This window comes from Butyrivibrio sp. (genome assembly GCF_015056685.1).
Classification (GTDB): Bacteria; Bacillota; Clostridia; order Lachnospirales; family Lachnospiraceae; genus Butyrivibrio.
This window is the reverse complement of record NZ_SVFW01000022.1, coordinates 47537-60991: the sequence shown is the minus strand read 5'-3', so window position 1 is coordinate 60991 and position 13455 is coordinate 47537. Positions and strand designations below refer to the sequence as shown.

At 41.7% G+C, this 13455-nt stretch carries 11 protein-coding genes; all 11 read right to left on the bottom strand.

The window, feature by feature from the left end; all coding sequences use genetic code 11:
• Positions 1 to 59: 59 nt before the first annotated feature.
• On the bottom strand, positions 60 to 1106 hold the full coding sequence (locus E7303_RS09605; protein ID WP_292145026.1) for a glycosyltransferase: 1047 nt from the start codon (positions 1104 to 1106) through the stop codon (positions 60 to 62).
• Positions 1103 to 3016: a hypothetical protein gene (locus tag E7303_RS09600; RefSeq protein WP_292145024.1), complete on the bottom strand. Its 1914-nt coding sequence runs from the start codon at positions 3014 to 3016 to the stop codon at positions 1103 to 1105. Before E7303_RS09600 ends, E7303_RS09605 begins: the two co-directional genes overlap by 4 nt.
• A 221-nt stretch (positions 3017 to 3237) precedes the next feature.
• Complete coding sequence (gene fliD / locus E7303_RS09595; protein WP_292145023.1) at positions 3238 to 4542, bottom strand: flagellar filament capping protein FliD; 1305 nt, start codon at positions 4540 to 4542, stop codon at positions 3238 to 3240.
• A 183-nt stretch (positions 4543 to 4725) separates the two neighbouring features.
• Positions 4726 to 5925, bottom strand: coding sequence for a UDP-galactopyranose mutase (gene glf, locus E7303_RS09590; RefSeq protein ID WP_292145022.1), 1200 nt, complete (start codon positions 5923 to 5925; stop codon positions 4726 to 4728).
• A gap of 167 nt (positions 5926 to 6092) precedes the next feature.
• Positions 6093 to 6428: a hypothetical protein gene (locus E7303_RS09585; protein ID WP_022774658.1), complete on the bottom strand. Its 336-nt coding sequence runs from the start codon at positions 6426 to 6428 to the stop codon at positions 6093 to 6095.
• A 371-nt stretch (positions 6429 to 6799) separates the two neighbouring features.
• Positions 6800 to 7372 (bottom strand): hypothetical protein, encoded by a 573-nt coding sequence (locus E7303_RS09580; RefSeq protein ID WP_292145021.1) that lies wholly within the window; start codon positions 7370 to 7372, stop codon positions 6800 to 6802.
• Positions 7373 to 7540: 168 nt separating this feature from the next.
• Positions 7541 to 9085 (bottom strand): glycosyltransferase, encoded by a 1545-nt coding sequence (locus tag E7303_RS09575; protein ID WP_292145019.1) that lies wholly within the window; start codon positions 9083 to 9085, stop codon positions 7541 to 7543.
• Between the two features lie 3 nt (positions 9086 to 9088).
• Entirely contained in the window at positions 9089 to 10015 is a 927-nt protein-coding gene (locus tag E7303_RS09570) for an NAD-dependent epimerase/dehydratase family protein (protein WP_292145018.1), read from the bottom strand.
• Positions 10012 to 11361, bottom strand: coding sequence for a lipopolysaccharide biosynthesis protein RfbH (gene rfbH / locus E7303_RS09565; RefSeq protein ID WP_292145016.1), 1350 nt, complete (start codon positions 11359 to 11361; stop codon positions 10012 to 10014). Before rfbH ends, E7303_RS09570 begins: the two co-directional genes overlap by 4 nt.
• Positions 11361 to 12398, bottom strand: a complete 1038-nt coding sequence (gene rfbG, locus E7303_RS09560) for a CDP-glucose 4,6-dehydratase (RefSeq protein ID WP_292145015.1) — start codon at positions 12396 to 12398, stop codon at positions 11361 to 11363. Before rfbG ends, rfbH begins: the two co-directional genes overlap by 1 nt.
• Positions 12398 to 13420 (bottom strand): glycosyltransferase, encoded by a 1023-nt coding sequence (locus tag E7303_RS09555; protein ID WP_292145014.1) that lies wholly within the window; start codon positions 13418 to 13420, stop codon positions 12398 to 12400. The genes rfbG and E7303_RS09555 overlap by 1 nt, the downstream gene beginning before the upstream one ends.
• Positions 13421 to 13455 lie beyond the last annotated feature (35 nt).

The window sequence follows — 13455 nt, the reverse complement described above, 5'->3', positions numbered from 1 at the left end:
GTAAATCTTTAGTCGCTTGTCTAATATATCATAGTAACTAATCTTAGTCAATGACTTTTTTATTTATAAACAATTTCTCTCTGAACGATAAAGCTAAGCAAAAACAAGACGCAGTCAACAGGCACCTTCACAACTATTTCCGGCACGCCGCCAAACAATCCATGCCCTATCGTTACAAAGAAGCCGCTAAGGAGCATGATGCAAACTGCCAGCACAAAATATTTGACCGCAGCTTTAAATTTGTTTCCCTTCCCCTTGAACACAATGCCATAGTTAATAGCAAAATTGTAGATTGCAGAAATGACTCTGGCCAGGATCGTTGAGAGCATGATATATCCGATTGCTATCGGAACGTTTCTGAATATGGCACAGAATATACTGAACATCACCATGTCAACAACGCTTGATGACAAAGAAGAAAACAAAAACTTCAGGAATATTGCATAAATTCTGATCGAATCCACTATGGGATTAAAGTGGCTGGATTTATTTTCTTCTAAATATATAGTGCTGATGGGCACCTCAATAATAGGCACTCCCTGATCCTTTGTAGCTATCAGCATATTAGTCTCAAACTCAAAGCGTTCTCCATCCTCAGTCAAAAGATATTTCATAAAGGAAGGTCCGATTCCCCTGAGCCCGGTCTGAGTATCACTTATGGACAATCCCACAAGCAGCTTCATTATCCTGCGTGTAATCTTGTTTCCAAATACGGACCTTGCAGGTATTCCGCTTTCATCAAAATTTCTCACGCCCAGCACAAGTGCCTTAGGATCAGCCAAAAGAGCTTCCATACACTTTTTAATATCTGAAACCGTGTGCTGTCCGTCGGAATCAGCAGTGATAACTCCCGCCAGATCCTCATATTCATTAAGACAATAGTTAAAGGCCGTCTTAAGTGCTCTGCCCTTTCCCATATTGACCGCATGCTCAAGGACAATGGCCCCGCTCTTTTTAACACTGTCAAAAACGTGGCCAAATTTTTCTTTATCCGAGCCATCATTTACAACAACAATGGGGCCTACTGAAGCGCTATTTAATTCATCCACCAGCTTTATCATCTTCTCATCCGGTTCGTAAGCCGGAATAATTATCGGTATATTCATATAGAAGTAAGAACAACTCCCTCTTCACTTATTTCAATTTTATAAACGGTGCATGGAGTAAACTCTTCTCCATCCTTCATCAGGGGAGAAAAAAGATCTTTTGCCATTCCATCCGCATCTTCTACATATAAATATGAAGCATGGCTTGTTACCATCTTGCTCGCCATATCCGCAGAGCTCTCCTGTTCTGCCAAATAGCCATCATAGACCAGGGCCACAGGTGAAGCCTCTTTACTTATATAAGTGTCATGAACCCATGTGTAGGTATGGCCGTCTCGCATGACAAGAACTCGTTTTCCCCAAAGGCTCTCATTTTGGGCAACTTTATCCACCAAAATCCTGCCTTCATCACCAACCATATCATAACAATAATTTATGTTTTCCTCTACACTTTTTCTGTAGCCAAGCAAATGCTTGTAAACGCCCGTATAGTCAGCAGTTAGTAGAACAAACAAAAGAAATGCGATTCCAATCCTCATTCCACTCTTTTGCGGTATCTTACCACTCCTGTCACAAAAAGCCCCAATCAAAAGATAGAAACCTCCAAGTGCAAAGGGGCATGCGTACCTTGCGATAGAAACTGCCATGGCATAAGCATCCAGGTACTGATCTTCCGTCTGAAAAATAGAAATATGGGCAAGGAATATGATCCCGTAGCATAAAAGTCCGGATATGCCAAGGAAGATTGCAATTTTCTTTGCCTCTTTCTTCTCAAAGATCCCACATTTCATTAAAGCAAAAAGAAATACCGCAAGAGCCAGAACTGCAAGGCCTGTAGAGATATCAAAAGTAATATTGGAATCCGCATGCATAGGCATAGTCCAGAATCCCTCAATAAAGTACCTTGCCTTTTCCATTGTGTTCTGTGGCGCAGTGTAAGTTCCGGATGTAGCCATGCGAAGCCCCGCTCCGGTAAGCTTTGCAACTCTTCTGTTGATAAGGCAGAACAAGAGCCAGCTTATATAGAATCCGCCTGATACAGCACAGGATACCAGTATTTTCCAGTTTTTTTTCCTGGTTATCAGGTAAAAGAGAAATGCAAATATCGCCCACTCTACGCCAACAGACTTAGTCAGGAAAAGAACTGCCGAATATAGTGCAATCCTGATATAGTAAAAGTTTTCGATAGCCATGTCCTGTTCGAAAATAGCAAGAAGAAGGGCCCCGTACAAAATTCCCATGGTTATATCAGCAGGTGTTCCGTAATATATTATCCCATTAAATACCCCGGGCAAAAGAGCCACCGCAGCAAAACAAGCCAGCAGAAAAGCGGCCTTTTTTGCCCCCCTGCAAGCGCATCCATCCTCTGTCCACTTTTTCAGCCTGCCTGCCAGCGGCATAAGAAAAGTCAGGTTCAGTGCAAAATAGCCTGCAAATTGGAGGCTTTCATTATAGCTATCAGAACTTATCTGCAAAAAGAGCCATTTAAATATGGACGTAACAGGTGGATAATCCCCAAATTCAGGAGAGACATTTCCATATTTTCCCGGAAATCCATTCATATAAAAAAGCTGTTTGGCATCAGATGACCAGAAATTAATATCATCCCACCAGGAAAATACCTGCTGCCCCGTAAGAAGGGTAACCGCAGCCACCGCTGCTACAAACATGATAAAAAGCGGGTCAAGCACATGGTTTTTTAACCCAAATCCACCAGAACTTCCTACTGGCGCAAACTTATCCACATCTTTCTTGCCCACAGGTATAAATTTGCAGGTCAATACCACCACAACAAATACAAGTCCAATTACCCCAATCAGCTTCATGCCCCTGAAAAAAGCAAGAACATAAAGAAGCAGAATTGTCACTGCGCCAGAAAGTGCTATTCCATCCCCAACACTAACTTTATATCTATCAGCTATGCAGACACTTAAAAGCACCATAGCCACGATCGTCATCAAAAAAATCATCTGTCTTTTACCTCACTTACGCCATTATACACGATACAAAGCTCGCCCACAAATCACAGCACATAAAGAAACATAAATCCCCAATCTCACATTACGCATGAAAGGAGCATGATTCTCCAAGTCCACGCAAGACGCAAAGAAGCGGCATACACATGATGTACGCCGCTTCTATATATTATTTCAAGTCACCTTCCTGCAGAAAAGGTAACTTAAGCGCGATCTCAGCAATAATTATTGAACATCATTCCTGAGTACTCGCTTGTAATATACGGTGATGCTGTGTTGTCCCTGCTGTCCGGATTCTTGTAATTAACAACCGGCCTGTCAACATATTTCATAGGGTCAACCGCTATATCTTTTGCCTTATTTATAAGTGCGTCTGTAAAGTTTCTGATCGGCTTTAGCATTTCGTCATTCTGAAGTCCTGCCACCGCCTGATGCAGCATCTCGTCATCTATAGAGATGGTTCCTTCACCCTCAAGCTTAATTCCCATATCCTCTATGCCTGACATATACTGCCTTGCAATGCTTACCGCCTCACTCTTTAGCTTGTCGCTCTTAAACTTCGCATCCTGCTTACCTGATGCTTCGAGCACGAACTTATTGTAATTATCAACAAGAGACGAAATATGCTTTACCAGCGCCTCGTTATCTCTTTTAACCCCTACACTTACAGGCGATGTAGTAACATCCTTTATCTGAATATCAAACTTACCGCCAACCGTAAAGTGATTGGATATAGCCATTCTGTCTTCACCATTTAAGGTAAAGTGCGCGTTTGCTGCAGGTGAAGATATCTGATCAAGTCCAAGAGCTGCAACAGAGCCTGTCGCAAGTTCGCCGGAGGACTCATAAACTTCAAACTGACTTATCTCACCGGTCCTGATACCGGTGTGGGTGCCTCCTATCTGAAGCGCCGCTCTGTTATCACTACCTTCTACAACCTCAGCTTCGAGTCCTATTCCCGCCCTGTTAATGAGCTTTTCAAGCTTCTGAAGAACATCTATATTCTTATCAGACTGATAAACGCTGAACTGGAACTCGTATTCCTGCTTATCAATCCTGACATCAAATGCGTAATTATCAGGTAAAAGAACTGACGAAGAATCCTTTACTATAAATTTACCAGTATTGGTCTGACCTGTAGCAAGCTGCGAAACTTCAATATCAAAACCTGCGCTGCCAACATCGTCGTCCGGAGTTTTGCCAATATAAGAAGCATCCACCTTTTCATCGTCTGACGTAAATGCAGAAGTATGATTAAGTGAAGACTTATCTTCCTGATTACTGAGGCTAAAAATATTCCCCTGGAGAAGCCTTGCTTTTTCTTTTATCTCAATCGCATCGTTGCGGGTTAGATCATCGTCCGTTAAAAGATACAGAGGGGATTGTTTATTGATTTTTGCAATAGATTTATACACATCCCGAAGCTCATCCTTGCGATGCGCATCAGCCTGTGTAACATCTTTAGAAACGTAATCTTGTATGAAATGGTTGTAAACGCCATTTAAAGAAACGCCTGCCATATGTAGCCCCTCCTTTCTTCCTTGATAACGTACGAGTCCTTAACTCTGCCATTCCATTGGCATCTATCGCACGAGGGCACATCTAGCCACCTTTAGTTACTTATATATTTACCTAAAAGTGCAAATAAGTCAATAAACATATTCGAAATAAAAATTAAAAAAGCATAAATTTTTGTAATATGATCACTGCTCTGCGACCATATCAAGAGCCGCCCTTATAACCTGATCCATGTTGTAGTACTTGTACTGGCCAAGTCTTCCACCAAAGAGGATGTTCCTGTACTCGCCGGCAAGTTCTGTGTACTGTGAAAAGAGCTTATTATTCTTTTCATCATTCATTGGATAATATGGCTCATCGCCATGCTTCCAGTTCGCAGGATACTCTCTTGTTATGATAGTTCCTTTGCCTGTGCCGTACTCGAAGTGCTTGTGCTCGATGATCCTTGTATAAGGAATATCTCTTTCTGTGTAGTTAACAACAGCATTGCCCTGGTAGTTATCAACATCAGGAAGCTCCTCAGTCTCAAATCTAAGTGATCTGTACTCAAGAGTTCCAAGCTTGTAACCAAAGAACTCGTCGATCATACCGGTGAAAAGAATCTTCTCGAAACTGTCGCCGTTTACTGATTCAAATGGCTGCGCAGGAAGATTACCCTCCATCTTTACAAAGTCATAATAATCAGTATCTGTCTTAACAGTTATAGAGCCTGAGACAAATGGCATTTCTCCCTCTTTTCCGATCAAAAGAAGCTTCTCAACAAGTGCAGTGTAACCACCCATAGGGATACCCTGATATCTGTCATTGAAGTAGTTATTGTCATAGATATATCTCATAGGAAGTCTCTTGATGATGAAGGCAGGAAGGTCCTTGCAGTCTCTTCCCCACTGCTTCTCAGTATAGCCCTTAACGAGTTTCTCATAGATATCTCTTCCGGCAAGAGAAAGAGCCTGCTCCTCAAGGTTGTCAGCGACAAACTCAGTTGTGCCCTTCTCCTTGTTCATTCTCTCTATTTCTTCACCGGCCTGCTTGTCGATGATAGCCTTAGCCTCAGCGGGAGTCTTGATGCCCCACATCTTGCTGAAGGTATTCATATTGAAAGGAAGATTGTAAAGCTCATCCTTATAAGAAGCTACAGGACAATTGATATAGTTATTGAACTCAGCAAACCTGTTAACATAGTCCCATACCTCTTTATCTGAAGTGTGAAAAATGTGCGCACCGTACTTATGCACATTTATTCCCATCTTATTCTCTGTATATATATTTCCGGCCACCTGTGACCTTTTGTCTATAACAAGGACACTCTTGCCCTTAACGGCCATTTCATGAGCAAATACTGCACCAAAAAGACCTGCTCCAACCACCAGATAATCGTATTTCATAATACTTCTCCTATCTCAATTTATGATTATATCTGCTACATTATAACAGAAAAAAAATAGCTATGCGACTTATGTCACATAGCTATTTTTAATTTTGAAATATATCACTGTGAAAGATAGCAGAGTGAATAAAGCACTTACCTATCTCTGCTTCTTCACTTTGGAAATTAGTCAGCCTGGTACTTATCAAGCTGTGAGAAGTCACCCATCATATCAAGGATCTTCTTACGTCCAGCCTTGTTAAGCTTAACATACTGCTGCATAACGCGGTTCTCAACAATCTTCTTGCCAAGATCAGTTCCCTGCTCCAGTGTTGAAAAATCAACTGGATTCAAGTTAAGACGATCGCACATCTTTATAACTGTTCCGTAAGCCATACCCTCGATCCCCCTATCAAGTGCTGTAACAAGTGTGCTATATGGAATAGACATATCTATCGCGAACTGTCTGACACTCTTATACTGCTGTAAGATTTCTCTTTTTAAAATTTCTGCCTTTGTCATGTCATACCTCCTATTTATTTTTTATCTTGTGAATAATCATTCTTTTGGCAAAGTAAAGTCTACCACATTAACGTTTTTTCGTCATTCACTTTTTAGGGGAATTTTCCAATAAATTTTCATCAAGTTTGACAAGGGTTTTTTGGCATTTTAACGAAAATGCATATGATAACAAGAATTTGCGAAAGTGTTCACACTTTTTTCACAATTCATTGTTACAATGATAACTTTTTTACGTTAACAGCATATTGACGCCCATTCGTTAACCGAAGGAATTATCAGAACAATTGACGAAAAAACAAACAGCACCGAAGTGCTGTTTATCATCATGTTGTGTATGTTATTTTGTTTTGTGTCTATACCTGAATTCCGAATTATTCCCTTATTTCCTGAATTCTATTGGTTAAATATACCATAATCTCATTGTAGGTATCTTTCGGAATACTATAAATTTTATGAACATTTCCCTCACATTGCACGTCTATAGCGCCCATTTTACGCCTGACTGCAACGATTTTTATGAAGTCAGTCACATCAGTTTTATTGATCCTGTCAGGAGAAAACTCCATCCTGTCGCCATAGATCTTAAGTTTTCCCACCATAAGCCCACTTGTGGCTTCTACATCATAGTCAGGCTCTTCCTCACCGAGGATCATCTGGAATCCCTTTTCTCCAATATCTGAAATCATTTTAGGCTCGGTAAACTGTTCAGCCGCTATCTCACCGGGAGTATGGCCAGCTCCTGTTCCCTCCAAAGGATTCACATTTGTCTCAATAAGGCCTGTGAGAGAATTGAAATAAGCCCTGATCTCAAAGTCAGAATCTATAAGAATCTGTATCACCTTCGTCCTCACACCGCTTCTGAACTTGATAGTATGAAAACCTCCGTTGATATTAAAAAAGACACCATTTCCGGGCGTAGCCTCATAGAGAATTCTCTCATCCACAAAGATGAGCATCTCCCCGGCAACTTTTTCTCTTTGCCCCACACTGTAAATAGTGATAAAAAATGTTTTGTTTTCGTCAAAGAGGCGAGTCCCGCAAAGGGGACAAAAATTTAGTTTTGAACTTATTTTATCATCTAAGATCTGCTTGCAATTATGACAACGCATTGACTACTCTTCGTCTCCTTTGAAAAAATCCTCATCTATAATGATACCATTTTGTTTGATAAATTGTGAAGCCCTCACCTTGCAAACGTCAGTCCTGTCTATTAAAGCCACGTCAAAAGAATGATTCTTCCAGGGCAGTCTGCAGAGATTTAGATCCCCCCAGGCAACCGAATCGGCCATATTTCTTGCGATGTTTGCTGCAAAAGGCGCCCTGCAAACACCCGCCACATATATATCAGGAATTTCATGTTTTAAAAACGATGCAGTAGCCCCAAATCCGCAGGTAAAATCAATTACTCTCAGTGGTTCTTTCCGCTCATTGTATAATTCCTCTATCGCCCTGCAGGCTTCATCCCAGTGAAGGCTGTAGCCCCAGACATCAAATCCCCACTTATCTATAAACTTCTGCCTTCCATTTTCCATGGCGTCGCTATGGCCCTCAAAGCCACCTCCTCCATGGTGATAGATAAAGCTGTTATCGCAGACAAGCTGCATAAATCCTGCTCTTGCCAGCCTTATTCCAAGATCGTCATCCTCAAAATACCCGGGAGAAAAAAGCCCGTCAAACACATCCCTTCCAGGTGCCACCACATCAAGGGCTTCTTTCGAAACCATAAGTGCAAAGCCTGTAAGTCTAAAACGCCTGATATAAGGATCATGCTTTGGTATACTCATATCCTTTGAATAGCTTTTAAAGATCCTAAGGCTCTCCTCAAGAGAAAGCTTTTTGTGCCACAGCTGTCCAAGCTCTTTTCCTGCATATTTTTCGAACTGCTTTGGCTCTATCTCCTGAAGTGATGCGCTGTTTGACAAAGCCGACACCGCTCCGACATTTCTGTTCTCATAAAGTCCCATCCGAAGGAAGAACACAGCGTTTGGCATAAGCACAGCATCATTATTTAAAAAGAAAATATCCCTGTCTTTATCACAGTTTTTGGCGCCCAAGTTACAGCCCAAAGGAAAGCCCATATTCTCTTTATTCTCAATAAGCTTAAAGTCATATGAAGCGGAATCTCTTTTTGCTCTCAGATACTCTTTTACCATTTCATCAGTGGAATTATTATCCACGACCACAACCTCTGTATCCTCGAGAAAACAGGTATTCTCAATACTCTCAATGCACTTTTTCAAAAGCTCGGGGTCATTGTAAGAAAGCACCATTATACTTAGCTTTTTTACCCTGAGAGAACCATCTTTTTCCAATTCAAAAAGCATATCTCTGATAGTCGCAGCATCCTCGGGCACCTCACAATAAAGAAGTGCCTGCTGCACACAAAGATATGCTTTATTAATGTTTACGTCCTTATAAAAAAGTCCCAACATGTAAAAGAGCTCATAGTTTTGGGGATCGTACTTTATTCCCCTCGCTATGGCATCAAATTCTTCAAAGCTGTCCTCAAGCGCCTCCCAAAGAGAGGCCTCAAGAAGGCAAAGTCTGGCCGCATCCTCATCAGTCTGCCGGTCAATATGAAGAAACTCCTCCTGAAACTCATAGAGGGCCTCCTTGTAATCTCCGCTTGAAATCAGTTCCTGCAGTCTTTCGTACATGTCTCACCTTACAGTTTGATCATAGTTATCGATAGAATCCAAAAATGAAGTCTCAGCTCTAAATCCGGTATCTTCCATAAGCTTTTTCACCGATGGTTTAAAAGAAACATAGGGCATTGGATCATTTCCAAAGTGCAAAAGCTTTTCATCTGCCCCAAGATGATCTGCTGCCTCTTTTACAAAGGCTTTCAGCTCCTTATAATCGCCGCTTGCAATATTGTAAACTTCGCCATCTCTTCCCTTTTCGCCAAGAAGCATAATGGCCCTGGCTGCATCTTTTGCATCCAGATAGTCCCAATACTGTCTGCAGGAACTTAAGAATACATCTTCGCCTCTTTTTAGTTTCATCACCAGATCCGGCAGCATTCTGCCAGCTGGCTCATACTTTCCTATGAGGCTGAATATTCTGCCCCACACAAAATGTATTTCGGCTTTTTTCGCTTTATTCTTTAGAAGATGGTAAGCTGCTGCCTTTGCAGCTCCATAAGCGGAAAACGGCTCTAAAAGCGCATTTTCATCAAGCACTTTTGAATCAGGTTTAACGCCATACTCCGCCTGGGATCCGATGCCCACAAAGGCCACCTTAGCCCCTCTTTCGGCAAAAGAAATAGCGCTGTCCATAGCTTTTAGACTACCATCTATATTTTTTAGCTGGGCATCAAAGTCATCCCTTCCACCGCCCCAAGACAGGTGAAAAAAGATGACCTCTTTATCTTTAACATCCTCTTCATCAACAAGAGCCCCAATCTTGTCGTAGTCCTCCATATTGATGAATCGGCTTTTCAGATTATCAGCGTTTTTAAATCTGTCATTGTGTGCAGAGCCGTCTCTGCCAATGGCATAGACAACATAGTCATTTTCCAAAAGCTGCTCTACAAGATTGGCACCTGCAAATCCAAATGCGCCTGTTACGATTGCTGTCTTCATCATTCCCTTCCAAGGGCCTTTCTGATAACACTAGCCATAAATTTAATCTTCTTTTCATTCATTCCCGGGTAAACACCTACCCAGAATGCATTGTTCATAACTCTATCTGTAACTTCAAGAGAACCTACAACTCTGTAGTCTCTGCCCTCTTTGTACTCAGCAAAGCAAGGATGTCTCAAGATATTTCCAGAGAAAAGAAGTCTTGTCTGGATATTGTTTGCTTCAAGAGCCTTTGTTATATCATTTCTTGAAACGCCGCTACCCTCTTTTACGCACATGATAAAGCCAAACCATGAAGGATTGGAGTTCTCTGCTGCCTCAGGAAGAATAAGAACATCGCTTACGCTCTCAAGCTCTTTTTTAATCATCTCCCAGTTATTTCTGCGGGCATTTGCAAAAGGAATAAGCTTATCAAGCTGAGCGCATCCAACTGCTGCCTGCATATCTGTTGCCTTGAGATTATATCCAAGATGGCTGTATACGTATTTGTGGTCGTATCCAACAGGAAGGTCTCCAAACTTGCCGTCAAATCTGTGGCCGCAGAAATTGTCTTTTCCGGGAGGACATACGCAGTCTCTTCCCCAGTCTCTAAAGCTTCTTACCATTCTGTGCAAAAGTCCGTTGTTGGTATAAACGCATCCGCCTTCTCCCATAGTGATATGGTGTGGCGGGTAAAAGCTTGATGTTCCGATATCTCCCCAGGTTCCTGTAAATCTTGTTTCACCGTCGATCTCATATTCTGAGCCGAGAGCATCACAGTTATCCTCAATAAGCCATAAATTATGCCTGTCGCAGAACTCTCTTACATGCTTTAAGTCGAAAGGATTACCCAAAGTGTGGGCAATCATAACTGCCTTTGTCTTTTCGCTTAGGGCCTCTTCGAGTCTGTTCACATCAATGTTGTACTGAGGAATTGTAACGTCAACAAATACAGGAACTGCGCCATACTGGATGATAGGTGCGATAGTTGTAGGGAATCCGCAGGCAACTGTTATTACTTCGTCGCCTTTTTTCACTCTTCTGTCTCCAAGTTCAGGAGCTGTAAGAGCCATAAATGCAATAAGGTTAGCAGAAGATCCGCTGTTTACAAGACTTACGCCCTTTACTCCAAGGAGCTTTCCAAATCTCTCCTCAAATTCATCTGTATATCTTCCTGCTGTAAGCCAGAAATCAAGGGATGAATCCACAAGGTTTTTAACTTCCTTCTCATCGAAGACTCTTCCTGAATAGGGAATTCTGTCACCTTCCTCAAAGCCTGTATTATCTACCTTCAAAAATTTATCATAGTAATCTGCCACAAGATCCAAGATTTGCTTTCTTGCAGCCTTTTGTGCTTCATTGTCTATCATTAATCAAAATACTCCTTTATTTCTTTTTCCATAACTTCTATTGCGTGTCCCTCAAGGTACCCACGGGTCCACTCAGCCGTCTTTTCAACAGCCATTTCAATATCCCACTTTGGCGCCCAGCCCAGTCTGCTCTTTATTTTTGAGCAGTCGAGCTTAAGATAATTGGCCTCGTGAGGTCCATTATCAGATTTAATCTCTATATCAGGCTGCCCATATTTTTCCTTAAATAATCTGGCAATCTTAAGGGTGGTAACAGCATCAGACTCGTTGGGGCCTACATTATAATAGCCCGCATAACCACCATCTTCATACTGCTTCTGAGCAATCAAAAGATATGCTGACAAAGCCTCAAGTACATGCTGATATGGCCTTGTAGAATCAGGGTTTCTAAGTGTTATCTTTTGCCCGCTTCTGGCAGCCCTTACGCAGTCAGGAACGATCCTGTCCTTTGCAAAATCGCCGCCACCTATAACATTTCCGGCTCTGGCTGTGGATGTAGCAATTCCCAGTTCTCCAAAAAAAGAATTGATGTATGAATGAGTGACAAGCTCTGAACAGGACTTGCTGTTGGAATAAGGGTCGAAGCCGTCGAGCTTCTCATCCTCTCTGTATCCCCATTCCCACTCATTGTTCTGATAAACCTTATCAGTTGTAACATTCAAAAAAGATCTGACAGTGTCCGACTGTCTTACGCACTCGCAGATATTTACCGTGCCCATGACATTTGTTTCATAGGTATAGCGCGGTCTCACATAAGAATCTCTGACAATGGGCTGGGCAGCCAGATGAAAAACTATCTCCGGTTTTGCCTCGTCAAAGAAACTCTTTAGTTTGTCAAAATCTCTGATATCTCCAATACATGAGCAGATATCATCACCCACTTTGGAAATCTCAAATAAATTCTCATCTCCCTCAGGAGATAATGCATAGCCATAGACTTTAGCTCCGGCCATGACCAGAATCTTGGTCAGCCAGCTTCCCTTAAAGCCCGTATGCCCGGTGACAAGCACCCTTTTTCCTTTGTAAAACTCTAACATTACTCTTCCTTTTGTACTTGTAAAGCTTCCTTTTCATAATCTTCTGCAAGTTCACTGTTGCCAAGGGCTCTGTAGCATTTGGCAATTGCAAGCCTTGGAAGCTCTTTTGATTTTTGAACATCCAGAATGCTCTCGCACTCGTATGCTGCATTATAATACCACACTATAGCCTCATCATAGTCCTTTTGGCTATAGTAAAAATCACCAAGTTCGTAGCAAACCTCACTGGACATTTCAGTTATTGCGTCTTTTAAGGTGTACTTCAAAAGAGCTGACACATCTCCTTCTATCACAGCAATATGCGACAGAATGCAGCTTCCCTCTTTTATCTCATCAAGACTTCTGTGGGTATCCTTTAGTGATTCTTCAAAAAACCTTTTTGCTTTCAAAAAGTCATCATCAGTTCCGGCCATCATCAGCTCTCTTGCATACATCCCATAAAGCCGCCTTGACAGGAATTTCCCATCTGCGATGGCCTTTCTGAATGCATTTAAATCTCTGGCAGAGTGATTCTCACCGGGATTGTGTATGATCTCAATCTCAGAATTAACAATAACAGGATCCAAAACCACCTGTTCATGAATAGGATCTTCCCAAATAAAATTCCTGACTCTCTTAAAGAGCTTTGGTCTTAATTCTCTATCAAAGTTATAAACCGTCCTAAAAGACAACTGGTTACAATAGTACATCTGTACGATGTCAATATCAAGTTCTTCCAAATCTCTTTTCATCTGAAGGAACCTCTCTCTGTTTGCCTCATCCAACTCCTCATCGGCATCCGCTGAATATATGTAGTCACAAGTTGCCTTGGAAAAAGAGAAATTTCTGGCCTCACTAAAATCTCCGGTCCACTTAAAGTCGTAAACTTTAGCACCGAAAGCATTCGCAATTTCTTTTGTCCTGTCTGTAGATCCGGTATCAACCACAATCATCTCGTCAACAAGGCCTTTTAGGCTGCCAAGGCACTTCTCAAGGCAATTTTCTTCATTTTTAACTATCATACAGAGACTGATCGTAACCATACTATACCCCCTGGATATGCGATATTATTATAATA